This window comes from Acinetobacter sp. YZS-X1-1, from assembly GCF_000804305.1.
GTDB classification, from domain to species: domain Bacteria; phylum Pseudomonadota; class Gammaproteobacteria; order Pseudomonadales; family Moraxellaceae; genus Acinetobacter; species Acinetobacter variabilis.
The window spans coordinates 16147-39892 of sequence record NZ_JWHB01000017.1 but is presented as its reverse complement, the minus strand read 5'-3'; the positions used below and the strand labels follow the sequence as shown (position 1 = coordinate 39892).

Here is a 23746-nt window from a genome sequence, read left to right as displayed (position 1 = left end):
TTTCACACGATTAGATTGTCTGTTTAAACAGCAAATTGACATTCAAATAAGGAATCATTGATCAATTTGTCATAGCGAGATTGCTCCACACCCTCTAAGATTCTGAGATCGAAAAATCATATTTGAAAATACATGTCCAAACTTGCCCGATTAGATGAACTCTTAGAACAGTATTATCAGCTGAAGTATCACACTCAGCCTGAAATTTTAAGCCGTTTACAGGATGTGCAGGCATGGCAAAAGGCACGGATGCAGCGTAGCCATCATCAGCATTTTTCTGAAAAAGATAACCAGCTGATGGCCGAATATTTCCTGAACCGGCTCTACGGTGGCCCGGACTTTGACGCACTGGCCGAGCAGATTGCCCGACTGATGAAATATGCGCATAAAGCAGAAAAAATGATTCCGGAAAATGCCCTGAAAACCGGAACCTCAGGCGTCGAGCTGGCGATTCTGGCGGTACAACTGGATGAACAGGTCGCAATCCAGCTTTTAGAGGATTATCCTGCCAACGCACCACTGACCGATGAAATGATGCGTGTGACCTATCTAAAACTGGATCAGGGGGAAGCACGCTTGAAACAGCTGGCATTGCTGGATCAGCTGGGTGTCAGCCTGGATAAATATATGCGTTCCTTTGTGGTTTATACCGCCTTCAAGATGTGTAAAGGCGCAGCCAATAAATATCATTTTCAGGTGATGTATGAGTTTATGCAGGACGGTTTCCAGGCCATGAAACCCTTAAAATCGGCAGAAAAATTCGTGCATGACTTTACTGCGATTGAACGTGGCATTATTGATAAGGTGCATTCAGGCGATCCAACACCATTCCAATAATACACTCCTTTCCCATCCATGATGAGGAAGGCTTGCGGTCCTGCCTGATCCTGATATTTTCGGGTTTGTATGGCAGAACATTGCCAGTGATAAATCATATGAATTATTCGATCACTGGCGGTGAAGATTTCCGCCCATATTCCTATTTTTCTGTATATTATTCATAACAATTGCATCATGATTGCTGAATAACATCCAAGAATCTGTCATTATGCAGGCAATGCAAGATTAACCCGATTGATATGTTAGGAGTGACTCCAATGTCGAATGAAAATCAAACGCCTACCCCTACACCCGAGTCGGCACAACAGACAGACAAAATGAGCCCATTCTTAACCACTCCGCTTCCGCAAGGCGCTCCACAAGGTCAGCAACAATCTCTAGAACAACGCCTGACCGATACGCCTGTGACTGGAACTGTCCCTAAATATAACCTGCCACGCGGTGCCAATACCGGTAACGTCGGTCCAACTACACACTTCGGCTACAAGACCGTGAGCAGTGATGAAAAAGCCCAGAAAGTGGCTGAAGTATTCCATTCGGTAGCCAGCAAATACGACATCATGAATGACCTGATGTCATTCGGTATTCACCGTCTATGGAAACGTTTTGCGATTAATATGTCAGGCGTGCGCCGTGGCCAGCATGTGCTGGATATTGCGGGCGGTACAGGTGACCTGGCCAAAGTATTTAGCCGTGAAGTGGGCCCTACCGGTCATGTAGTACTGTCTGATATTAACGAATCCATGCTGAATGTTGGCCGTGACCGTCTGATTGATGCCGGCTGTACCAATGTTGATTTCGTTCTGGCGAATGCAGAAACTCTAGAACCATTTGCCGACAACAGCTTTGACCTGGTAACGATTTCTTTTGGTCTGCGTAACGTGACCGATAAAGATGCAGCACTGGCAGCCATGTATCGCGTGCTTAAACCAGGCGGTCGTTTACTGATTCTGGAATTCTCTAAACCAGTTTTTGAGCCATTCTCAAAACTGTATGATCTGTATTCATTCACCGCTTTGCCAATCATGGGTAAAATCGTGGCGAATGACTCGGAAAGCTATAAATACCTGGCTGAATCAATCCGTATGCATCCAGACCAGCGTACTTTAAAAGGTATGATGGAAAATGCTGGCTTCCAGAACTGTGATTATCACAATCTGACCGGCGGTATCGTTGCCGTTCACCGTGGCTTCAAACTTTAAGGGTCGTACCCGATATGTGGTCACTTCTCGCACTCGGTGCTGTTGAACGCCTGATTCATCATATGATTGATCTGGATGCGATTACCCGCATTCAGCTCAATGCTTTGGCTGGAAAAATGCTGCGAGTGGTCATTACTTCACCGCAGCTGTCCGTCGATGTCTTCTTTGATGAAGGCAAGGTTCGTCTGGAGCCAACGCCAAGCGGTCATACTGAAGACTCTTCGATATTTGAACAGCGCCCTTATGAAGCCAATAATGTTCAAACTCCTGAAGCAACGGCGACACTACAGGTGAATAATGTCGTAGAGCTGCTCAAGCTGCTGCTTGCTGATGAAGTCGGCAATATTCCATTGCAAGGTGACTATAAACTTCTGCAAGAAATCCAGCGCATCATGCAGCAAGCGGAACCTGATCTGGCGGCGCATTTAAGTCCCTGGATTGGCCCTGCTCTGGCACATGAAATTGGCAAGTTGCAGCTGGCTCCGAAGCATTTAAAACGCACTTTACAAAGCCAGTTATTTTTTGCTGAAGATGCTCTGAAAGAAGATAGTGGTCTCTTTGCCCCGCGCTGGCAAATGGATGACCTGAATCAGGATACTCGTATCCTGAACCAGAATTTGGATCGCGTTGAAGCCAAAATCCGTCAGCTTCAGGCACAGATTGAATCTGACGATTCTACTGATCAGCCATTTACTCCTGCTACACCTCATATTCCTTCTCAATACTAGGTACACCGCTTTATGATTCCGCATGTTTCACGTTTACTCGAACTTTGGCGCATCGCCGCGCACTATAGACTCGACACGTTGTTTCCTGCGGAAGAACTTCCTGAAAAAGCCCGGCACATTTTATCTTTAATCCGTATGCATCCGGCAGCCTGGTCCAGCCGTGAGCGTAAAAATCCGCTCAAGCTGAAACTGGCACTGGAAGAAATGGGACCGCTGGCGATCAAGCTGGGACAGTTACTTTCGACCCGTCGTGATCTGATTCCACCTGAAGTGCTGCAACAGCTGGTATTACTGCAAGATCGCGTTAAGCCCTTTGACAACGATGTCGCCAAGATGCGCATTCAGGAATCGCTGAAAGCCGATGTAAATACCCTGTTCGCCCGTTTTGATGCCCAGCCACTGGCTGCTGCATCTATTGCGCAGGTGCATACCGCTGCCCTGCATGATGGTCGTGAAGTCGTCGTCAAAGTCACGCGTCCGAATATCCGCAATCAGATTTTGCAGGATTTTGAGATTCTCACCTGGTTAGGTGATTTTCTGGAAAAGCGTCTGGAAGCAGCACGTGCCCTACATTTGTCAGAAATCATTCAGGATTATCGTCAGATCATTCTGAATGAGCTAGACCTGACTCTGGAAGCGGATAATACCCGCCGGATGCGTCATTACTTCACTGGCTCCAGCATGATGTATGTGCCTGAAGTCTATATGGACAGCAAGGATGTCTTGGTCGCAGAACGGATTACCGGTGTACCGATTTCAGATATTGCTACCTTTGATAAGCTGGGCATGAATCGTGCTGATCTGGCGCGTAAGGGTCTGACCATTTTCTTTACCCAGGTGTTCCGTGACAACTTCTTCCATGCAGACATGCATCCGGGCAATGTCTTTGTAGAAACCATCAATCCGGCCAATCCGCGCTTTATTGCGCTGGACTGCGCGATTATGGGTGAGCTATCCAAGCACGATCAGATGACCGTGGCGCGTATGCTGCTGGCAGTCATGAACAGCGATTTTATGCAGCTGATTCAGATTGTGCATCAGGCAGGCTGGATTCCACCAGGTACCGACCAGGACGCGCTAGCACGCGAAATGCGTCGTACCGTGGGTCCAATGGTTTCCAAACCGATGCATGAACTGGATTTTGCCGGTATTCTGATTCAGGTCATGGATATTGCCCGTCGTTTCCACCTAGAAATTCCGCCACAACTGATGTTATTACTGAAAACGCTGGTTCATGTAGAAGGTCTGGGAACAGACTTGTATCCTGAGCTGGATATCTGGAGTCTTGCCAAACCGATTCTGACGGACTGGATCAAGGCTCAGGTAAATCCGCAAAAGAATATTAAAGAACTGGGGCAAAAAATCCCGGATCTACTTTTGGGTGCGCAGGACTTACCGACTCTGATGATCGACAGCCTGAACGGTTTGAAAAACCAGTCCGCTTGGCATGCCAAGCAGCTCAATGAATTACAAAGCATGCGCCTGCAAATGGAACATCAGCAAAAACGTAGCTGGATTTTTGGCAGTATCATGGCCATTCTGCTTTCAATTGCGATCATTTCACCATGGTTTGTATCAGTGATTCTGATTGTGCTAGCAAGCATACTCGCAGTCTGGCGGATTGCAAAATAACTGAAATAACCTGCTTAAGAAACCTGACATTGTTCAGGTTTTTTATTTTTCTCCTCTCCTATGACTGCAAAGTCACCTTAGGATACATCTTGCCATTGGGCTCTGTGACCAGATACTTAAAATAAGCCCTCACTGGTCGAATATGGGTTGAACCTCTATGCAGATTTTACAAAAACATGCGCCTGCTCTGAAAATCTGCGCTGGGCAACAGGCTCGTGAGCTGATTCTGAAAGAAGGTTTACAACCCGAACAGATTGATATCATGCCAGGTGCCGCAGGTGGCCCCAAAGGCATCGGCATTCAGGGACTGGATCAGGCCATTTTTGGCGAGTTTTTCCCCCGTGCCCCTCAGCGTAGAACGCTAGTCGGTTCATCCATTGGCAGCTGGCGTTTTGCCAGTGTCGCGGCCTGGGGAGCCAAAGCAGGCACTGAACGTCTTGCCGACTTGTATACCCATTTATACTTTCACAAGAAAATGACTCGCCAAGAAGTCAGTGACGTTTGTCGTGGCATGCTGCTGGATCTGGTACAAGGCAAAGAAACCGATCTGGTGAATCATCCAGATTATCATCTTACGGTATTGTCGATTAAAGCCCAGCACATTTTTCAGAGTGATAAGGCGCTCCCCCTACTCGCTTCTGTAGCTGGCATTGTCGGAACTACCGCTGTGGCACGTAAACACAGCCGCCATTTTATGCAACGTGTGATCAGCCAGCCGAATGCAGGTGAACAGTTTAAAATTGCCGATGATGGATTTACCACACACTATCATGCTTTAACTGAGCAAAGTGTTTTGTCCTGGCTGATGGCCTCTGCCTCTATTCCGGGCGTCATGGCAGCGGTCAATAATATTCCGGATGCACCGCAAGGTTATTATCGCGATGGCGGTCTGATTGACTATCATATTGACCTGCCATTTCAGAGCAAAGGCATCGTGCTGTATCCGCATTTTACTGACAGCATTACTCCTGGCTGGTTCGATAAACTGTTTAAACGCACGGCAAGCCCAGAAAATCAGGCACGAACTTTGCTAATTTCACCTTCTCAGGAATATCTGCAAACTTTACCTTTGGGTCGTTTACCGGATCGTAAGGACTTCACTTTGAAAGGTTTGGATCAAGCCCAGCGGATTCAGCTCTGGAAGCAATGTATTGCTGAAAGTCAGCGCCTGGGAGATGAATTTCTGGAGCTGGTCGAGAAGCAGAATTTTGCCGATGTGATGCAAAGCTTGTAATGGGCGCAGACTGTCCGAATTGTTTGTATAATTGCCTTAATTTTTTGAACTGTTGAAATTTATGCAGAAATTTTTAGTGATCCTGCAATATGCATGTATAGCCTTTGGACTTTATCTGATTTATAGCGTTAGCATGTCGCTCTATACCCAGCAATTTGAGCTGATGGAACTGGTGGCAGATATTGGCACCATTCTGATCTGTCTGGATTTGGGTGTGTTTTTATATACCAGTAAAGGTAAACAAGGCATCACCATGGAAGAGTATGCCAAACAGCTGGAACAGCCACCGTCTAAACTGGTTTATGTGACACGTAAACTGGGACATCTGGGTATTTTATTGATTATTACCAGCTGGATTGTTCCGATAATTAACTCATAAATATCCAATAAAAAACCTCCCCATCGGGAGGTTTTTTATTTAAATACGATATGGATTTTCAGAGATAATTGTTTTGGGTAGTTTTTTTACTCCTGAATCTTTCATTTTTTTCAATAAATCAGACATTTTATATGAAGACGCAAGTCCAATATAAATATTTCTTATATCTCTATTAGTGGGCTGACTATATTCGATATACGACTTAGTTTTATCATTTTCATCTAAAATTACATGATCGCTTTCAATTTTATCTATTACAACCATTCTACATTCTTGTTCTTCTTGAAATGCAAAATGTTTAAAAAGAAAACTTATAGGTGAAATAATTTTATTAGCTGATTTTAGATCATCTACTTTTAGATTATGATTTTCACCTTTTATAGCACTTAATGTAACCAATATAAAACCCATTGAATTATTTACTTTTTCTTCGATACCCGACATTTTTCTCGTATAGTCTTCCCAGCTTTTGACACTTAAAGATTTATCTTGAATCTCTTGAAAAAAAGTAAATTTATTTCTCTTAGCAACCTCAAAATATCCAGTAAAAGAATCTAAATATACACAGCGAAATAAAGGAATTTTAAGACCATTTTTAAAATCTTCTTTATTTACAGAATCTAAGTTATTTTCGTTAATAGAATCAATAATCATAGTATCGGTATTAAAGAAAAAATTTGAGTTATAAACTAAACTTACACCTGTACACGGTTTATTATCCTGCAGACCATATAACCTGAATTGATTTAAACTATTATGATTAAAAGTAAAACAACTTAAAAAAGTTTTATTATGTGAATCATATTCAATTTTATTAAGATGCAAGTATTCAAATAAAATATTCCCTTCAGATGGATCATTCATAAAGTCAGTTGAGTTTAGTCTAAATTTAGTTTTATTTGTTCCTAGCAATTGAGCAACACTAAAATTAGTATAATGTGCAACTTTTCTTTCATATTCACTATCAAAATCAACTAAAAGATTAGTTAGCATTTCAATAACATGATTTTGAAGATCTAGCATTTTTATATTAGCAACATTTTTTAAAAAAAGAACAAAATCTAAGTCTTTTCTAACTCTCACCCTATTGTTTAAATTTTCATTATAATTTAACAGTATAGAGGTGAAGTTCTGATCATAAAATCTATCCGGGAAGTAATATACTTTAAAATAATCATCACTAAAGTGTGTAGATATATTTAAAACTTTATAATAGATCTCTTGCGAAAGTATCGTTTTACCTAATTTTTGAATTGGCTAAAACCTTATAAAATGTAGCTTTGGGCTGTTTAAATTTTGACTAACGCAAGAAGTCTAATTTAGAAAATCGGAAAAAATCTTTTCAATAAAATCTAAATCATTAAATCTTATTGAGTAGAAATTTATTAAATATAGATAATAAGTTAAATTATAAAAATAAACTCCACTTCTAAAATCTATTTTATTAATTATATTAAAAAACTCATCTTCATTGATTTCATTCTTTATTTTGAGTTCCAACACCCTATATATTAAAACAATACTTCTAATATTTTTAAAGTATTTTTCTTGTAACTAACAAAACTTTAAATGATTTTCCTTTTTTATAGTATTATTATCAATATCTTCTTCATTATATAAAAAATCTATATTTTTATAAAAATCATCATTTTTTTGATCATAAAGACCTTTTTTAAGAGACTGCTTTTTATTTCTTATATCAATTAACAATTTATCAATATCTAATAAAAAAATATTAAAATCTACTTTTTCAGCACTCTCAAGGTTTTGTTGTAATAAATTTTTTATTTCTGCTCTATAACGATGAAAATTTACTATAACATTAAGCTTTTTATTCACAAACCACCCCAAAATATAAAAAGAGCCTTTCGGCTCTTTTTATATTAAATTACTTCTCAAACAAACTCATCAGTTTATTTCGAACCTTTAATTCCTGCTTGCAATAACAATGCCCCTAAACCACCAATTTTATTTTCTTGTGGTTTAGCCGCTTGAGGTTTCTTGCCATGCGGACGATCACCTTGCGGACGCGCATGCTGTGGACGTTTACCTTGTGGCTTGCGCTCACCGCGTTGCTCATTGTCACGGCGTGGTTGACGTGGTGCTTTCACTGGCGCTTCGGAACCTTCAGGACGCATCGACAGATTGACACGGTTACGTTCAACATCGACGTTCAGTACACGAACTTGTACGATTTGACCTGGTTTCACCACTTTATGCGGATCAGCCACAAATTCATTGGCTAATTCAGAAATATGTACCAAGCCATCCTGATGTACACCGACATCCACGAAAGCACCGAAGTTAGTCACATTGGTGACTACACCTTCCAGCTGCATGCCTTCAGTCAATTGAGCCACTTCAGTAATATCATCACGGAATTTTGCGGTACGGAATTCTGGACGCGGGTCACGGCCTGGTTTTTCCAGTTCAGCCAAAACGTCCTGAACGGTTGGCAAACCAAATTTATCATCCACAAATTCTTCTGCATTGACCTGGCGAATGATTTCAGTATTGCCAATAATGTCTTTTACCGTTGTTGCTTTCGCTTCAACAATTTTAGACACAAGCGTATATGACTCAGGGTGAACTGCAGATGCATCTAGTGGTTCTGAACCTTGCTGAATACGCAAGAAACCCGCTGCCTGTTCAAAAGTACGCTCGCCTAGACGTGGCACTTTTTTCAAATCCTGACGATTGTCAAAACGGCCATTTTCTTTACGGAAGTCCACGATTTGCTGCGCGATTGATTTGTTCAGACCTGCGATATAACCCAAAATCGCAGCAGATGCAGTATTTACATCCACACCGACCGAGTTCACACAGTCTTCAACCACTGCTTCAAGAGTTTTTGCCAGACCGGTCTGGTTTACATCATGCTGGTACTGACCTACACCAATGGATTTAGGATCGATTTTCACCAGTTCAGCTAATGGATCTTGCAGACGGCGTGCAATTGATACTGCACCACGGATCGATACATCCAGTTCAGGCAATTCCTGAGAAGCCAGTTCAGATGCTGAGTAAACAGAAGCACCCGCTTCTGAAACAGAAACACGAGTCAATTTCAGATCGCTATTTGCAGCCATCATTTCAGCAACTAATGCTTCAGTTTCACGGCTTGCCGTACCATTACCGATTGCAATCAGGTCAACATTGAATTCGCGGCAAAGACGTGCTAATTCAGTCAGTGAAACTTCTTTATCATCTTTCGGTGCAAACGGGTAAATGGTGCTATGTGCCAGTACATCACCAGACTCATTCACCACCGCCAGTTTCACGCCGGTACGGATGCCAGGGTCTACACCCAGAGTTGTACGGGCACCTGCAGGCGCAGAAAGCAGTAAATGACGCAGGTTTTCAGCAAAGACCTGCATTGCTTCAGCTTCAGCAGCCAGACGTTTTTCAGTCAATAATGAATGTTCGATCGTTGGACGAACTTTACCAAGCCAGAACAGTTTCGCAGTTTGCTTTAAGAAATCCTGACGGGATTGCGGCTGAATGGTATCCAGGTTGTATTCAGTTTCAATACGTGCCAATGGTGCATCATCTTCACCATCTACTTTAAGGCCCAGTACATTTTCCTGGCGGCCACGTAGCATTGCCAATAAGCGGTGTGAAGGTACCTTGTTCAGATTTTCAGAGAAATCGAAGTAATCACGGAATTTTTTACCAACTTCTTTTTTCTCTTCGCTAGCGACCAGACTTTTCAGCACAGCAGTTTTAGCAAACATTGCTTTAAGTTCAGTGGTCAACGCAATATTCTGTGCCCAGTCATCAATCAGGATGTGCTGGATCGCATCGAGCTGGCTTTCCTGATCTGGATAATCTTCATGGCTAAAGCCCGCCAAAGCTTCTGCCGGATCCACGGCTTCAGTAAAGATTTTTTCTGCAATCGGACCTAAACCGGCTTCTTTCGCTTTAAACGATTTGCTGGTACGTTTTGGACGGTATGGTGCGTAAATTTCTTCTAGGGCATTTTTAGTTTCTGCCGCATTCACCCGTGCCAATAAATCATCAGATAATTTATTTTGTTCTTTTAGTGATTCGATCACCTTTTCACGGCGTTCATACAAATCACGCAAATACGATAAACGTGTATCGAGCTGGCGTAGTTGCGTATCGTCTAAGCCCTGCGTTACTTCTTTACGGTAACGTGCAATGAAAGGAACGCTGGCACCCTCATCAATCAGTTTGATGGCAGCTTCTACTTGATTTGGACGTACGGCAAGTTCTTTTGCCAACTGCTGAACTAAGTCAGTCATCGTGTTTGATCCCACAAGGATAAGTACTAAATGGCATGATTATAAAGACCAGGTCTATAAAATCCACCATTGTTTTTATTAATTTATATAAGCTTCAGATAACCGTATACGATCGTTTTCCAGTTTTTCCACTAAAGTTTGCATGAACTTTGCATTTTATTCTTGTTCCGGGACGATTTTTTTCGCATATAGATGTATATATTTGGTATCTATGTCTTGATTTTAACTGCAATATTTGATGCTTTAGAGCATAGTCAATTAATAGTAATGAATCGTATACTCAAAGCATATTTCATTTTCTGTTTATGACGACAATAAAGAATAAAGGAGCACCTCATGAGTTTAGTGGTACCTGCTGAAAAACCCGATGCTGTACATACCGAAACCGACCGGGTCGAGCGCATCCTGGTTGTCGATGATGATGTGCGTCTGCGTACCCTGTTACAACGTTTCCTTGAAGATAAAGGCTTCGTCGTTAAAACTGCGCACGATGCCACCCAGATGGATCGATTATTACAGCGGGAACTGTTTTCTCTGATTGTGCTCGATTTTATGTTGCCTGTAGAAGATGGCCTCAGCATCTGTCGTCGCCTACGCCAATCGAATATTGATATTCCAATCATTATGCTCACCGCACGTGGTAGCGATTCAGATCGTATTGCAGGTCTGGAAGCTGGTGCAGATGATTACCTGCCTAAACCATTTAATCCAAATGAATTGCTAGCACGTATTCGTGCAGTTTTGCGTCGTCAAGTCCGTGAAGTTCCAGGCGCTCCTAGCCAGCAAATGGAAGTGGTATCCTTTGGCCCATGGTCACTGGATCTGTCCACTCGTACTCTGACTCGTGAAGGACAGGTCGTCACCTTAACTACCGGTGAATTTGCCGTATTGAAAGCCTTAGTCCAACATCCACGTGAACCTTTAACTCGTGACAAGCTGATGAATCTGGCACGTGGCCGTGAATGGGGTGCGATGGAACGTTCAATTGACGTTCAGGTATCACGCTTACGTCGACTGATTGAAGAAAACCCTGCCCGTGCGCGTTATATTCAAACCGTTTGGGGTGTCGGTTATGTGTTTGTTCCAGATGGTGCTGAATAATTTTCTTATTAGAAGAAAGTAAAATATTCGTCCGTCTATAAATCTAGTTTTGAATTACGTGACAAATTCATTCGCAATTGTCTGAGGCAGGAGGTATTCATCTCTAATGTTTCTGCGATAAATTGATTACTTGCCGCAATTTGACGAGTTTTACAAATGAAAATGGTTTTGCCTACTTTTGCCGAAACAAAAGTAGGTCGAACCAAAGGTTTTAACCTATATCTAAATTACAGATGGTTTGACTCCGGTGTGATAAGGCCTTTTAATCAACTTATAATAATTTGCTGAAGTCATAGCACAGGATTGCTCAGTGAAACTCGACCCCATCGACCCACAAAAATTTACCGATTTTGTCAGCTATTCAGAAAAAAAACGTACCCCTTGGGAACGCTTTCTGGACAAAGTCAAACCGCGCTCTGCAGCAATGCGAACCACTGTATTGGTGGTCTTTGTGGTCTGTTTCAGCCTGTTCATGTCAATCTGGTTTTTCTGGCGTACGCTTTATTTACCTGAAATTCAGCAACACGCGCGTTATCTGGCCATGGAGCTGGAGATTCTCAACAATCCGGACCTGCGTCTTTATCATAAAGAACAGGAAGTCGATATTGATAGCTGGCTCAAAAACCGGATCGGAATCGAATATGTCACCAATCCTGCTGAATACCCCAATGTAAAAGACAAGGTCATTGCCGAATTCTTTACCAATCAGATTGAAACCAAACTAGCCAAAGAATTAAGAATCGAACAGGCAACCGTTTATTTCCAGTTCAAGCCAAGTCCACGCATCTGGATTCAAACCCCTGAAATGAATGGCAACTGGGTACGTGAACCTCTTAAGACCTATGCCAACTATAGCCCTGAACTGATTCTAGGCTGGCTGCTTGGTACACCACTCATTGCCGGCATTATTATTCTGACCCTGGTGCGTCAGCTGAACCGTCCTTTACGCCGCTTGCAGAATGCAGCAAACAGCTATAGTAAAAATGGCTCTGCTCCTTATCTGGATACCAATCATGGTCCGCTGGAAATCCGTCAGGTGAATCATGCCTTTAACCAGATGATTTATACCTTGGATCAAACCGAGCGTGATCGTCGAATCATGCTCGCGGGGATTTCACATGACCTGCGTACACCGTTAACCCGTATCCGTCTGAGCGCAGAAATGATGCCGGATGAAGACTTCCTCAAAGAAGGGCTGATTTATGACGTCGAGGATATGGATGCCATTCTGAACCAGTTCATTTCCTATATGCGGGATGGCTCCGATGAAGAGCTGCAAGAAACCAATGTCAATGTACTGTTACAGGAACTGGTCAAGCAGTTTAAGCCACTCGATATTCGCTTTACACCTCAAGAGATACCACTGGTTGAAGTACGCAGTATGTCGCTGAAACGCCTGATTGGTAACCTGATCAACAACTCGAAACGCTATGGTGCGGAACCGATTGAGCTTACTACTTATGTGCAGGACCATAAACTGATGATCAGTGTGGCCGATCATGGTGAAGGGATTCCAGAAGACCAGATTGAAGCGCTGATGCAACCCTTTGTTCGTGGAAATTCTGCGCGTACCGTACAAGGCAGTGGTCTGGGTCTGGCCATTGTCAAACGTATTGTAGATATTCACTCAGGTGAGCTGCATATCCAGAATCGGCCTGAAGGCGGTCTAGAAGCCATTATTGCCTTACCTCTGAAAACAGCAGATTCAGAGGCACCTACTGCCCCAACCACCTTGGATAAAATCCGTCAAACGCTCACTGATCACTTCTAGCAAGTGATCACAAAAGCATCAAACGACTTTTTAGTATTTCTATACAATTCATTTTAATTTTCAATAATTCAATTATTTAAAAAACATCATTTTTCATTATACCTGCATTTAGCTAAAAAATTAGACCTTAGCCTAACACCTATGCAAAATACATTTTTTGATCGGTACAATCCGTATCATTATTTAAGAATTTATGAGAGTTGAAATGTCTTTAGATCGTATCCGTTTAGCCTCCCTACACAACAAAGTCATCAGCCCTGAACAAGCTGCTGAATTCATCGAAGATGGTATGACTGTGGGTATGAGTGGCTTTACTCGCGCTGGTGAAGCGAAGGCGGTTCCTTTAGCTTTAGTACAACGCGCAAAAGCAAATCCATTGAAAATCACGTTGATCACAGGTGCATCACTCGGTAACGATTTGGACAAGCAACTCACTGAAGCAGGCGTATTGGCACGCCGTTTACCGTTCCAGGTCGATAACACTTTACGTAAAGCGATCAATAAAGGCGAAGTGATGTTCATCGATCAGCATTTGTCTGAAACAGTTGAACAGATGCGTAACCAGCAGTTGAAAAAACCTGATGTAGCGGTAATTGAAGCAGTTGCGATCACTGAAGATGGCGGCATCATTCCAACAACTTCTGTAGGTAACTCTGCAAGTTTTGCAATTTTTGCTGAAAAAGTGATTGTAGAAATCAATACCAACCTAAGCCCGGCATTTGAAGGCTTGCACGATATCTACATCCCGACATATCGTCCAACGCGTCAAGCGATTCCATTAACTCAAGTGGATGAGCGTATCGGTACGCATGCGATCAATATCGATCCATCTAAAATTGTCGGTATCGTATTTAACAGCGAATTGCATGACTCTCCATCTACTGTGACCGCACCAGATGATGAGACTCAAAGCATTGCCAACCATTTGATCGCTTTCTTTGAAAAAGAAGTGGCTGAAGACCGTTTACCGAAAAACCTCGGGCCTCTTCAAGCAGGGATTGGTTCAATCGCAAATGCGGTATTGACGGGTCTGAAAGATTCAAACTTCGAAGACTTGATCATGTACTCAGAAGTACTACAAGACTGTACCTTTGAATTGATCGACGCAGGTAAGATGAAGTTTGCTTCAGGTTCTTCAATTACACTTTCTGCTAAATATGGCGAGAAAGTATTTAACAACCTGGAACAATACAAAGACAAACTGGTATTGCGTCCACAAGAGATCTCTAACCACCCTGAACTGGTACGTCGTTTAGGTATTATCGGTATCAACACTGCGCTTGAATTCGATATCTACGGTAACGTGAACTCAACTCACGTTTGTGGTACCAAAATGATGAACGGTATTGGTGGTTCAGGTGATTTCGCACGTAATGCGCACCTAGCAATCTTCGTGACCAAATCAATCGCGAAAGGTGGCGACATCTCTTCAGTAGTTCCATTCGCGTCTCACGTAGACCATGCTGAACACGATGTAGATATCTTGGTAACAGAACAAGGTCTGGCAGATCTTCGTGGTCTGGCGCCACGTGAACGTGCTCGTGCGATCATCGACAACTGTGCCCACCCAATGTACCGTGATGCATTGAATGACTACTTCGACCGTGCATGTGCGAAAGGTGGCCATACCCCTCATCTTCTTCGTGAAGCGCTTTCTTGGCACTCAAACTTCGAAGAAAATGGTCATATGCTTGCTGTTGAAGCTGCGGTAAAAACTGCATAATTGACTGCATTCACAAAACGCCCTACGGGGCGTTTTTTTATGGAAACATAATAAATAAACAAAGACAAATCCATCTATAAAAATCTGATCAGATTAACTTCTTAAATATTTTGAATGATTAAACTGCACTTAGTCTGGATGTAGGGCTTTAAATTCCAGTTCTTCACCCTCATACTTCTACCAAGACAAAGATTAGAGACATGACATGCGCGTAGATATTTGGTCAGATGTGGTCTGCCCTTTTTGCTATATTGGTAAAAAACGTCTGGAAGCTGCTGCAAAGGAAAGTGGGATTGAACTTGAAGTCCATTGGCATAGTTTTCAGCTAGATCCTGAAGCACCAGTCCGTCAGGAAGTTTCTAACTCTGAGCGTTTGGCACAAAAATATGGCCGCTCAGTGCCAGAAGTTGAAGACATGCAGCGCAATATTGCAGCCATGGCTAAACAGGAAGGCATTGAATTTAACTGGGAAGGTGCCAATTCTGGCAATACCTTGAATGCGCATCGCATCATTCACTTGGCACAAAGCAAAGGTCTAGGCAATGAAGCTCAGGAAGCCTTTTTCTACAGCTATATGACGCAAGGCCTGCCAATTGGTGAACGTGAAACGCTGGAAGATGTCGCAGCGCGTATTGGCCTGAACCCGGTTGAAGTAGATGATTTACTCGACTCGGATGAATTTGCGGACTTTGTTAAATTTGACCAGGAAGTAGCGCGTGACCAGCTCAAAGTTACCGGTGTTCCGTTCTTTGTATTTGATCAACGCATTGCTTTGGCAGGTGCTCAGCCGAAGGAAGTTTTCTTGCAAGTTCTTGAAAAAGCTTTAGAGGAGCCACAGGAACAGCCAACAGCTGATCAGTGTTCTACAGATGCTTGTGATGTTCCGGCAAAGCCTGAATAAAAATTAAATCAAATCAAAAAATCCCCATTCAAGATGGGGATTTTTTATGAATGATATGAACTATTCAACCAGAAAACTAATCTTTAGATTGACACGATATTCGGTAATTTTATTGTCATTAATCACAACTTTCTGTTCATTGATCCAAGCACCTTGAACATTTTTAATCGTCTCTGTGACTTTCGCGATGCCAGTCTGAATTGCATCCTCAAAGCTTTTACTACTGCTTGAATTGACTTCTACCACTTTTGCAATTGCCATGATTTAACACTCACTCTGTGAAGATAGAAACATTCATCTTAGTTGATTTAAATTTCTCTACAGCTCTTAGCAAACAAGCGATAGCAAAAACTTACAGGGAATGAACAAATACTAATCTACCCTTACTGCTTTAAAAAAATTTAAATCTAGATCTCTAGTTTTAAATAATCAACAAATAAATGTTTACTTAAAAACTTCTAAAACATCTAAAAAATGTATAAAAAACAACCTAAAACCGTCTAGAGAAAATACTCTAAGATATTGTTTTATAGAGTATTTTATCTAAATTTAGTTGCTTTTCTTGCCGATTTGATCATTTTTTATTAATTGCCATTTGATATTATTTTTCACGTGATTTAGGACTAACTTTTTTCTTGTTCAAACTCTTGAACACCCAGATATCAAAAGGTCATGTTATGAAAACTGTTAAATTTTTATGCGCAGCAACTGTGATGGCTTTTTCTCTACAAGCTTCAGCACAAATGGCTCAAGTGGTTTATCTTCCAGATTTCCCTGTAAGCAAAGCACCAGTTGAAACTGTAGCAACAGATACTGCAACTGCAGAAACTGCAAAAGCGGCTTAAGTCTTTAAGCAAAATCTCCCAGCAGGCTGAATTATTCAGCCTGTTTTTATTTCAGGGCTTCGAAAATTTAACTTGTTCTTCTATTTAAAGAGCATTAAAAACCTCATTATTTTTTATTTTATTTTGATTTCGTTCATTTTTTGTTCAAAAACAACTGCTAAATTCGCTTAAAAAATACTCAAAATAATCAAGCATTTTGTCAATCAGATGCTTATAATCAGAACCTGATTTTTTATGGATTTCAGACTTTCTTGTTATGAACCAGCTTCAAGCATTAATACAGGGAAAAATTTCTCCACAGGCAATTTCTGTAGATTTTTTGATTGAAATGGCTGAGCGTTATCCAGATCCCAACTCTACCGAATACAAACTGGTAGAACTTGCAGTCAATATAATCATGGCCAAGTCACTGGATAAAGCACTCAAATATATCTAGAGAGCTAAAATGAATGCTTTAGAAAAAGCAAAATTAATTAAAGAATTAAATGAATTAGGGCAGCAACTAGAACATAAATCCCTCAGTTTATATGAAGCCGCTCGATCCAAAAAACGACTCCAGGATATTTTTCATCTCTGTGATGAACCTGTTTTTAAAAATCAGATTTTAAGTTTTAAATCCCGTGTCCAGCCTGAGCTGGCAGCACATCAGTTTGCGGCGAGCACCGAGTTTCATCACTGTTATCGCGGTTATTTTAAGGATCCTGTCCAGCTGCAACAGGTACTGACTGCGCATAGAGAAACAGGCTGGGCCTTTTTGCATCAGCCACAACAAGGCTGGCAAATCTGGCTGGGTCCTGTAAAGCAATCTGATTTTTTACATAGTGAATGGGATGAATTAGTAAATTCCCACAACTGGCTTTTGCAGCAACAGCAACAAGGCGCATATTTTCCTCTCGATCCCCAACTGGATATTCCGGCTTTATCTGTTCAGGATGCCGAATTCGATACGCTTACCCTGGAAATCGCGCGCTATCATTAGGGCAGTTTGCAGATTCAGACCAAGATCACTGTACCTCAACTATCTGAAACAATTAAACCTGATTTAGACAGAGCAACTAGCGAAACAGAAGAAGCCAAAACAGCTGAACTGCCTATAGAAATAGACAATACGAGTAGTTCATCCTCTATTTTGATAATAGATGAAAATATTACTTTCCCTGAATCTATAGAGCTAGGTGAATTCTCTGCCCTGCTGCATCCATTAGAACATGCTGGAGCGACTATACGGCGTCTCTGTGTCCTAGAATTGCAACCGGCTACCTCCCAACCGGCTGATCTGGAAATGGCGCTATATTATGCTGAGGAAGACTACTGGCAGGCACGCCCTGTTTATCTTGCCATGCAGACCGATCAGCAAGGGCAAGGTTTGAAATATCTGATGCTCTTGGGTGCACCGAGTCTCTTGCAGGCCAATTCATGTATCCAGCACTGGGGCATACAGCGTGGATGGCGTTGTATAGAGATAAAATCCATATCATGGGCAGCTTTAGGTGCCTGCCTTGATCAGATAGACCTTTTCAGTGAAATGTATCTGCAACACGCCGAAACGGTCTGGATGCCTGAGGAAAGCTATGCCTATATTCCGGCTCGGCGTATTCATCAAAAGAAATTTATCAATTTTGAGGAAGCACCCGCTGATTTTTCCACTCCAATTCTATTACTACAGGAACATCAGAAAATTCGGGTGATTCATGGGGAACGCCGCCTGGCATTGTCCAATCAGGAAATCGCTTATCCTTATTTAATATTCAAGCGTGATAAGGATTTGAATTGGCAAAAAATTCATCAAATTGTTTTAGGATTGTCACAGCCGGTACAGGTTTTAGATCTTTATATGGAAATTCAGGCACAAATCATTAAATAATTGATGTAGTTATGTAGTTTATCCTTGCTTTTTTCCCTTATTTTTTAGAAAACTAGCGCAGTAAATAAAATACGATAAGAGCAAGAATCAACTCATGCGAATAAACCAAATTACTCGAATCTTATTGCTATCATTTGGCGTGGGATTAAGTAGTAGCCCAATTTGGGCAGAAGTATCTCCTACAGAACCTATAGAAACAGAACAGCCTACAGGTACAGGTACAGGTACAGGTACAGGTACAGGTACAGGTACAGGTATTTTAGATCAGATTCCACGCTTGATCGATGCCACGCCCACGATTTTACCTGAACAGTCAGACGAAGCGATGGTGCCCACTACTGAGGAAACAGAAGATAAATCTTGGGCTGACAAAAAGCAGAAAAGAATCCGTGAATGGGCAGACCGCACCGCACATAAGATTGATAACTGGTTTGGCCAGACCAACCCGGATGAGCCAGCAACAGCGACTTTGCGAATCATCTTGGATAATAGCTGGGACAAATATGAAAACTATGAAATCAAGCCGAGGATTCGAGGAAAAATCAAGCTTCCAACCTTGGAACAAAAGTTAAGTCTGGTCTTTGGTGATGACAGTCTGGATAACGAACTGGACACCAATGTCGCGATTACCAATGAAAATCCTGGCAATGCCCGGGATAAAAATCTGGATATTCGCCGTACCCGCGAGAACAACAGCTCGTTTGCACTCCGCTGGTCAGAATTTTCGAAAGGTCTACCTTTCGATAGCGATCTGGATCTGGGGGTACGTTCTGGGGATGATATCTATGTACGGGCCAAAATCAGTAAAGACTGGGCGATGCAGAATGACTTCTCTTTTCATGCCGAACAGATTTATCGCTATGGATTGCAGAGTGAAAATTATTTGCGGACCAACCTAGAACTGATCCATGCCCGTCCCAATGAGGCCTTTTTTTCCAATCAGTTAAGTTTGACCTATGCAGATGAGCAGGAAGACGATCTGACTTGGGATAACTATACCTTCAGACAGCATCAATTTTTCCAGGGCAACCGCTTTAACTATGGTATCTATACGGGCGGCTATCTGGATGATAAAGATTTACGCTTAAATCGCTGGGGGCCTTATGTGTCCTGGAGACAGCCTTTCTTACGTGAATGGTTCTTTGTGCAAGGCGACCTGAACTATCTGAATGATGACCGACTGGACCGCAGCCATTATCTCGGTGCGATGGTACGTCTTGAGGCCATTTTCTAAATTTGAACAAATCCGAAACTATAAAAGCCCATAAAATATGGGCTTTTTAATGTCTGAATCCAATGAGTTTTTATTGGCGGTGCTCAACCGTTGTAAAAGCAATACGATCACTACGAATTACACGTTTTTGCTGCAAAGAAGGTTGTTCCATCTGTGGCATATTCCATACTGCGCGGTCTGTACGCTGAATTCGTTTTACTTTTGGTGCTTCTTTTTTCATTGGTGCCTGAAAACTAATACGATCACTGCGAGTCACTTTTTTGGACTCAGTATCAGCCATTGTGGCTGCGCTCATTGACATCAGAATGATTGTACTCAGACTCATCATCAGTGATTTTTTCATGGGAGAATTCTCTTAACTTAATAATCGTTACTATAAATTGATATTTTAATTATTATCTATTTTATAGATTTAAAACTTAAAAGTATTTTTTTATTCTAGCTATCGCTTTTTTAAATCATTAAGGAAAAATTGAAGTTTTAAACACTAGATTCAGAACATAAAAAATCCCTCTGTAGAGGGATTTTTGAAGTATAAAAAATTAACCCAATAATAGACTGTTAATACGTTTTACATACTCAGCCGGATTTTCTGGTAGACCACCTTCTGCAATCATTGCCTGATCAAAGATTACATTGGCCAGATCATCAAACTGAGCAGAACCTTCCAGTTTTTTCACCAATGGATGTTCCGGGTTAATCTCCAGAATCGGCTTCACATCCGGTACAGGCTGACCTGCATCTTTCAACATACGGATCAGTTGTGGAGAAAGCTCTCCTTCCCCTGTGACCAGACAGGCTGGTGAATCAACCAGACGAGTCGTTACACGTACTTCTTTAGTTTTATCTTTCAAAGAATCTGTCAGCTTTTCAACCACAGGTTTGAACTGTTCAGCAGCAGCTTCAAGTGCTTTCTTCTCTTCCGCATCTTGCAGATCACCTAGATCGACTGCACCCTTAGAAACATTTTGCAATGGCGTACCATCAAACTCATGCACAAAGTTCATTGCCCATTCATCAACACGCTCTGACATCAGCAATACTTCAATGCCTTTTTTCTTGAACACTTCCAGTTGCGGTGAGTTTTTCGCAGCATTCAGGCTTTCAGCAGTAATGTAGTAAATCGCTTTCTGGCCTTCTTTCATGCGTGCTGTATAGTCCGCCAATGAAGTGCTTACTTCATCATTCGTTGAAGTTGCATAGCGCAGCAGTTTCAAGATACGTTCGCGATTACCGAAATCTTCACCCAGACCTTCTTTCAGCACTGCACCAAATTCGCGGTAGAAAGTTTTGAAGTTTTCCTGATCTTTTTCATCTTCAGATTTTGCCAGATTATCCAAAGTGGTCAGAATACGGCGGGTATTGCCTTCACGGATGGTTTTCACATCACGGCTTTCCTGTAGCAATTCACGGCTCACGTTTAATGGCAGATCGGCACTGTCCACCACACCCTGTACAAAGCGCAGATAGTTTGGAATCAGGTTATCCGCATCATCCATAATGAAGACACGTTTCACATAGAGCTTGATGCCGGCTTTGGCTTCACGGGTGAAAATATCCTGTGGCGCCTTGCTTGGGATATAAAGCAGTTGGGTATATTCAGTACTACCTTCAACACGGTTATGCGCCCAAGCCAATGGTGCAGCAAAATCATGAGTCAGGTTCTTATAGAATTCGGTATATTGCTCTTCAGTAATCTCAGATTTATTCCGAGTCCACAGTGCGCTGGCTGAGTTAATCGCTTCCCACTCATCGGTCTTCACATATTGACCGCCTTTTGGTGTTTCACCTTCAGCAGTTTCTTCTTCCTGCCAGACTTCTTTTTGCATCTGGATTGGCAGGCTGATGTGATCTGAATATTTATTGATGATCTGTTTGACTTTATAGCTTTGCAGATAATCCAGCGCATCTTCACGCAGATGCAGAATAATATCGGTACCACGGCCTTCTTTGGTGATCTGTTCAACTTCGAACTCACCGGTACCGCCACTGATCCAGCGCACCCCTTCTGAGGTATCCGTACCGGCACGGCGTGATTCTACGGTAATCTTGTCAGCCACAATAAAGCCTGAGTAGAAACCTACACCAAACTGGCCAATCAGCTGCGCATCAGCTTTCTGATCACCCGTCAGTTTTGACATAAAGTCTTTGGTCCCTGATTTGGCAATCGTCCCCAGATTTTCAATGGCTTCTTGCTGGCTTAAACCGATCCCGTTATCTGAAATGGTAATAGTTTTATTTTCTGGATCGAGGCTGACACGTACGCGGAGGTCAGGATCATTTTCATAATATTCAGGATGGTTGATCCCTTCAAAACGTAATTTGTCACACGCATCTGAAGCATTAGAAATCAATTCACGCAGGAAAATTTCAGGATTTGAATAAAGCGAATGGGTCACGAGGTGCAGTAACTGCGCTACCTCAGCCTGGAAACTGTGTTTTTGTACGCTTAAATCGCTCATGAATCACTCCTATTATTTTAGATACAGACGTTAACTGCTGCCTATATGAATGGAGTGAGTTCAATAATTTTCAATAGCCTCAAAATAATTTTTTCGCAAAAAATATTTTTATGGCTTTTATTTTTATCAATTTAATTGATTGGATGGACAAGACTTAATAAGGCCCCATTTTATAGATACGATCAAAATGCAGATCCAGCTGTTGCTGACGCATATTATAGACCTGACTCAAGCAGGATACAGATTCCTGACAGCGGTCACGAAACTGCAGCCATTTCACCTGATCGCGTTGAATCACCGAACGTGTTCCCATCGGCACCATACGGCGCAAGATGTTATAGCTGGTACTCATTTTGACATCCGCATCATTCAGCAAACGATGTTCACAAATTGTTTTCTCAGTCGCGGTTGTCGCTTTCTGACAATTAAAACTGGCAGCATAACTCTGTGAAATAAACAGCGTGCTGAAGATCAAAAGACTCTTCGACAAAAAACTCATGCTTTGATCTTCCTTATTATTAAGTCGTATTCAATTAATATTTACTTTATTCGTTTTAATATATTTGAGTATTGCCAATCTGCTCAATTTCAATACGTTATAAATCGTTGTTATTTTGAAAAAAGCCCCATTCTTGATGAAGCTTTTGGAAAAAGTAAACCCAAAAATTGGAGCTTAGAATTTATAGCTATAACCGATCGTATAAACCCAAGGATCGATTCCAAATTCACCTAAATTAATTTTTGTCCCATCAGCAGCCTTTGCTTCCAGATCTGTATCTAAGTCTGCATAACGTGCATCAACAAAGACACCCCAGTTTTTTGCATCCGCTGGCTGGAAGTTAAAACCGACTTGGCCAGCTACCCCATAAGCAACATCTGCATCAAGCTTTGCTACACCTAATGCGTCTTTTGCAGTTTGGCTAAATTCTTCATCCCATGGAATGAATACTGTAGCACCTACACCGATATATGGAGTAAAGCGGCTTGAATTTTTAAAATTATATTTGGCTGTGATTGTTGGTGGTAGATGTTTTAATGATGCAATTTTCACATCACCCGCCATTTCAACATCATGTTTAAATGGGGTAGCCAATAATAATTCGGCTGAAATGTTGTCATTGAAGAAATATTCGACTGAAGGAGTAAAATTGAGTTCGCTACTTGCCTTAACATCTTCAACTACACCAGGAATCAGGTCAGTTTCCTGAGTAGGTGCTAATACAGAAGCCCCCACTTTCACTTGCCATTGACCTGCCATCGCAGATGCTGAAAGACCCATTAATGCAATTAGAGCTACTTGCTTTAACATTTTAAAATACCCCAAGGGAAGAATAATTATTAAGAAAATATTTCTTAAATAATAATAAACATGGCTTAAATTAATATGCAATAGAGATTATAAAACTAAATTTTATTTATTATTTAAGTATATATAATTATTAAATATTTATTTTAAATTGACTATATTAGTTGGTTTTAAATACCCAGTAAATTAATCAGGTTAATATAACAATATTCAGAGTAAAATAATCAGGTTTATATTAATTTTATATTTAAATATATAT

At 41.6% G+C, this 23746-nt stretch carries 23 protein-coding genes; 15 read left to right on the top strand and 8 right to left on the bottom strand.

What is annotated here, in order from left to right:
- Positions 1-132 precede the first annotated feature (132 nt).
- The 6 genes from RJ01_RS10220 (at position 133) to RJ01_RS10195 (ending at position 6015) form a co-directional block, all read left to right on the top strand.
- Positions 133-837: a hypothetical protein gene (locus RJ01_RS10220; protein ID WP_034170992.1), complete on the top strand. Its 705-nt coding sequence runs from the start codon at positions 133-135 to the stop codon at positions 835-837.
- 260 nt (positions 838-1097) lie between these two features.
- Positions 1098-2042 (top strand): bifunctional demethylmenaquinone methyltransferase/2-methoxy-6-polyprenyl-1,4-benzoquinol methylase UbiE, encoded by a 945-nt coding sequence (gene ubiE / locus RJ01_RS10215; RefSeq protein ID WP_004781720.1) that lies wholly within the window; start codon positions 1098-1100, stop codon positions 2040-2042.
- Between the two features lie 14 nt (positions 2043-2056).
- Positions 2057-2770 (top strand): SCP2 domain-containing protein, encoded by a 714-nt coding sequence (locus RJ01_RS10210; protein ID WP_004781719.1) that lies wholly within the window; start codon positions 2057-2059, stop codon positions 2768-2770.
- A gap of 12 nt (positions 2771-2782) precedes the next feature.
- On the top strand, positions 2783-4402 hold the full coding sequence (locus RJ01_RS10205) for an AarF/ABC1/UbiB kinase family protein (RefSeq protein ID WP_034170991.1): 1620 nt from the start codon (positions 2783-2785) through the stop codon (positions 4400-4402).
- Between the two features lie 157 nt (positions 4403-4559).
- The gene (locus RJ01_RS10200; RefSeq protein WP_034170990.1) at positions 4560-5636 is read left to right on the top strand and encodes a patatin-like phospholipase family protein; all 1077 of its coding nucleotides are present in this window, start codon (positions 4560-4562) and stop codon (positions 5634-5636) included.
- Between the two features lie 61 nt (positions 5637-5697).
- Positions 5698-6015: a hypothetical protein gene (locus tag RJ01_RS10195; RefSeq protein ID WP_004781714.1), complete on the top strand. Its 318-nt coding sequence runs from the start codon at positions 5698-5700 to the stop codon at positions 6013-6015.
- A 39-nt stretch (positions 6016-6054) separates the two neighbouring features.
- On the opposite strand, the gene RJ01_RS10190 is transcribed toward RJ01_RS10195, so the two are convergent.
- The 3 genes from RJ01_RS10190 to RJ01_RS10180 form a co-directional block, all read right to left on the bottom strand.
- Positions 6055-7098: a DUF2971 domain-containing protein gene (locus tag RJ01_RS10190; protein WP_051065355.1), complete on the bottom strand. Its 1044-nt coding sequence runs from the start codon at positions 7096-7098 to the stop codon at positions 6055-6057.
- A 471-nt stretch (positions 7099-7569) separates the two neighbouring features.
- Positions 7570-7854, bottom strand: coding sequence for a hypothetical protein (locus RJ01_RS10185; RefSeq protein WP_034170989.1), 285 nt, complete (start codon positions 7852-7854; stop codon positions 7570-7572).
- A 74-nt stretch (positions 7855-7928) separates the two neighbouring features.
- Positions 7929-10280, bottom strand: a complete 2352-nt coding sequence (locus tag RJ01_RS10180; protein WP_004781708.1) for a Tex family protein — start codon at positions 10278-10280, stop codon at positions 7929-7931.
- 336 nt (positions 10281-10616) lie between these two features.
- Here RJ01_RS10180 and ompR point away from each other — a divergent pair, with 336 nt between their 5' ends.
- The 4 genes from ompR (at position 10617) to RJ01_RS10160 (ending at position 15776) form a co-directional block, all read left to right on the top strand.
- Positions 10617-11381, top strand: coding sequence for a two-component system response regulator OmpR (gene ompR / locus RJ01_RS10175; protein ID WP_004781707.1), 765 nt, complete (start codon positions 10617-10619; stop codon positions 11379-11381).
- Between the two features lie 310 nt (positions 11382-11691).
- Positions 11692-13152, top strand: coding sequence for an ATP-binding protein (locus tag RJ01_RS10170; RefSeq protein ID WP_034170988.1), 1461 nt, complete (start codon positions 11692-11694; stop codon positions 13150-13152).
- A 205-nt stretch (positions 13153-13357) separates the two neighbouring features.
- Positions 13358-14875, top strand: coding sequence for an acetyl-CoA hydrolase/transferase family protein (locus RJ01_RS10165; RefSeq protein ID WP_004781704.1), 1518 nt, complete (start codon positions 13358-13360; stop codon positions 14873-14875).
- A gap of 205 nt (positions 14876-15080) precedes the next feature.
- Positions 15081-15776 carry a DsbA family oxidoreductase gene (locus RJ01_RS10160; protein ID WP_034170987.1) on the top strand — a complete coding sequence of 232 codons (696 nt, stop codon included), beginning with the start codon at positions 15081-15083 and terminating at the stop codon, positions 15774-15776.
- Positions 15777-15836: 60 nt separating this feature from the next.
- Here RJ01_RS10160 and RJ01_RS10155 read toward each other — a convergent pair whose 3' ends face one another.
- On the bottom strand, positions 15837-16037 hold the full coding sequence (locus tag RJ01_RS10155; RefSeq protein WP_005232506.1) for a dodecin family protein: 201 nt from the start codon (positions 16035-16037) through the stop codon (positions 15837-15839).
- Positions 16038-16453: 416 nt separating this feature from the next.
- Between RJ01_RS10155 and RJ01_RS16390 the strand changes: the two genes are divergently transcribed.
- The 5 genes from RJ01_RS16390 to RJ01_RS10140 all read left to right on the top strand — a co-directional run bounded on the left by RJ01_RS16390 (position 16454) and on the right by RJ01_RS10140 (position 19719).
- Positions 16454-16621 carry a hypothetical protein gene (locus RJ01_RS16390; RefSeq protein ID WP_162835334.1) on the top strand — a complete coding sequence of 56 codons (168 nt, stop codon included), beginning with the start codon at positions 16454-16456 and terminating at the stop codon, positions 16619-16621.
- A 256-nt stretch (positions 16622-16877) separates the two neighbouring features.
- Positions 16878-17057, top strand: coding sequence for a hypothetical protein (locus RJ01_RS10150; RefSeq protein ID WP_034170986.1), 180 nt, complete (start codon positions 16878-16880; stop codon positions 17055-17057).
- Positions 17058-17066: 9 nt separating this feature from the next.
- Complete coding sequence (locus RJ01_RS16570) at positions 17067-17600, top strand: hypothetical protein (protein ID WP_227504420.1); 534 nt, start codon at positions 17067-17069, stop codon at positions 17598-17600.
- A 6-nt stretch (positions 17601-17606) separates the two neighbouring features.
- On the top strand, positions 17607-18485 hold the full coding sequence (locus RJ01_RS16565) for a hypothetical protein (RefSeq protein WP_227504419.1): 879 nt from the start codon (positions 17607-17609) through the stop codon (positions 18483-18485).
- Between the two features lie 94 nt (positions 18486-18579).
- A complete protein-coding gene (locus RJ01_RS10140) occupies positions 18580-19719 on the top strand; it encodes a hypothetical protein (RefSeq protein WP_034170985.1) in 1140 nt (379 codons plus the stop codon).
- Positions 19720-19789: 70 nt separating this feature from the next.
- Here RJ01_RS10140 and RJ01_RS10135 read toward each other — a convergent pair whose 3' ends face one another.
- The 4 genes from RJ01_RS10135 to RJ01_RS10120 all read right to left on the bottom strand — a co-directional run bounded on the left by RJ01_RS10135 (position 19790) and on the right by RJ01_RS10120 (position 23490).
- Complete coding sequence (locus RJ01_RS10135; protein WP_004781691.1) at positions 19790-20062, bottom strand: hypothetical protein; 273 nt, start codon at positions 20060-20062, stop codon at positions 19790-19792.
- A gap of 199 nt (positions 20063-20261) precedes the next feature.
- Positions 20262-22181, bottom strand: coding sequence for a molecular chaperone HtpG (gene htpG, locus RJ01_RS10130; RefSeq protein ID WP_034170984.1), 1920 nt, complete (start codon positions 22179-22181; stop codon positions 20262-20264).
- 154 nt (positions 22182-22335) lie between these two features.
- Complete coding sequence (locus RJ01_RS10125; protein WP_034170983.1) at positions 22336-22680, bottom strand: lysozyme inhibitor LprI family protein; 345 nt, start codon at positions 22678-22680, stop codon at positions 22336-22338.
- 174 nt (positions 22681-22854) lie between these two features.
- Positions 22855-23490, bottom strand: a complete 636-nt coding sequence (locus RJ01_RS10120; RefSeq protein WP_034170982.1) for an OmpW family protein — start codon at positions 23488-23490, stop codon at positions 22855-22857.
- Positions 23491-23746: the final 256 nt, after the last annotated feature.

Coding starts and splice junctions, on each gene's coding strand:
- RJ01_RS10180 (WP_004781708.1), bottom strand. CDS start 10,280: ATGACTGACTTAGTTCAGCAGTTGGCAAAAGAACTTGCCGTACGTCCA.
- RJ01_RS10160 (WP_034170987.1), top strand. CDS start 15,081: ATGCGCGTAGATATTTGGTCAGATGTGGTCTGCCCTTTTTGCTATATT.
- RJ01_RS10150 (WP_034170986.1), top strand. CDS start 16,878: ATGAACCAGCTTCAAGCATTAATACAGGGAAAAATTTCTCCACAGGCA.
- RJ01_RS10155 (WP_005232506.1), bottom strand. CDS start 16,037: ATGGCAATTGCAAAAGTGGTAGAAGTCAATTCAAGCAGTAGTAAAAGC.
- RJ01_RS10125 (WP_034170983.1), bottom strand. CDS start 22,680: ATGAGTTTTTTGTCGAAGAGTCTTTTGATCTTCAGCACGCTGTTTATT.
- RJ01_RS10195 (WP_004781714.1), top strand. CDS start 5,698: ATGCAGAAATTTTTAGTGATCCTGCAATATGCATGTATAGCCTTTGGA.
- RJ01_RS10200 (WP_034170990.1), top strand. CDS start 4,560: ATGCAGATTTTACAAAAACATGCGCCTGCTCTGAAAATCTGCGCTGGG.
- RJ01_RS10165 (WP_004781704.1), top strand. CDS start 13,358: ATGTCTTTAGATCGTATCCGTTTAGCCTCCCTACACAACAAAGTCATC.
- ompR (WP_004781707.1), top strand. CDS start 10,617: ATGAGTTTAGTGGTACCTGCTGAAAAACCCGATGCTGTACATACCGAA.
- RJ01_RS10210 (WP_004781719.1), top strand. CDS start 2,057: ATGTGGTCACTTCTCGCACTCGGTGCTGTTGAACGCCTGATTCATCAT.
- RJ01_RS10135 (WP_004781691.1), bottom strand. CDS start 20,062: ATGAAAAAATCACTGATGATGAGTCTGAGTACAATCATTCTGATGTCA.
- htpG (WP_034170984.1), bottom strand. CDS start 22,181: ATGAGCGATTTAAGCGTACAAAAACACAGTTTCCAGGCTGAGGTAGCG.
- ubiE (WP_004781720.1), top strand. CDS start 1,098: ATGTCGAATGAAAATCAAACGCCTACCCCTACACCCGAGTCGGCACAA.
- RJ01_RS10140 (WP_034170985.1), top strand. CDS start 18,580: ATGCGAATAAACCAAATTACTCGAATCTTATTGCTATCATTTGGCGTG.
- RJ01_RS10220 (WP_034170992.1), top strand. CDS start 133: ATGTCCAAACTTGCCCGATTAGATGAACTCTTAGAACAGTATTATCAG.
- RJ01_RS10120 (WP_034170982.1), bottom strand. CDS start 23,490: ATGTTAAAGCAAGTAGCTCTAATTGCATTAATGGGTCTTTCAGCATCT.
- RJ01_RS16570 (WP_227504420.1), top strand. CDS start 17,067: ATGAATGCTTTAGAAAAAGCAAAATTAATTAAAGAATTAAATGAATTA.
- RJ01_RS16390 (WP_162835334.1), top strand. CDS start 16,454: ATGAAAACTGTTAAATTTTTATGCGCAGCAACTGTGATGGCTTTTTCT.
- RJ01_RS10205 (WP_034170991.1), top strand. CDS start 2,783: ATGATTCCGCATGTTTCACGTTTACTCGAACTTTGGCGCATCGCCGCG.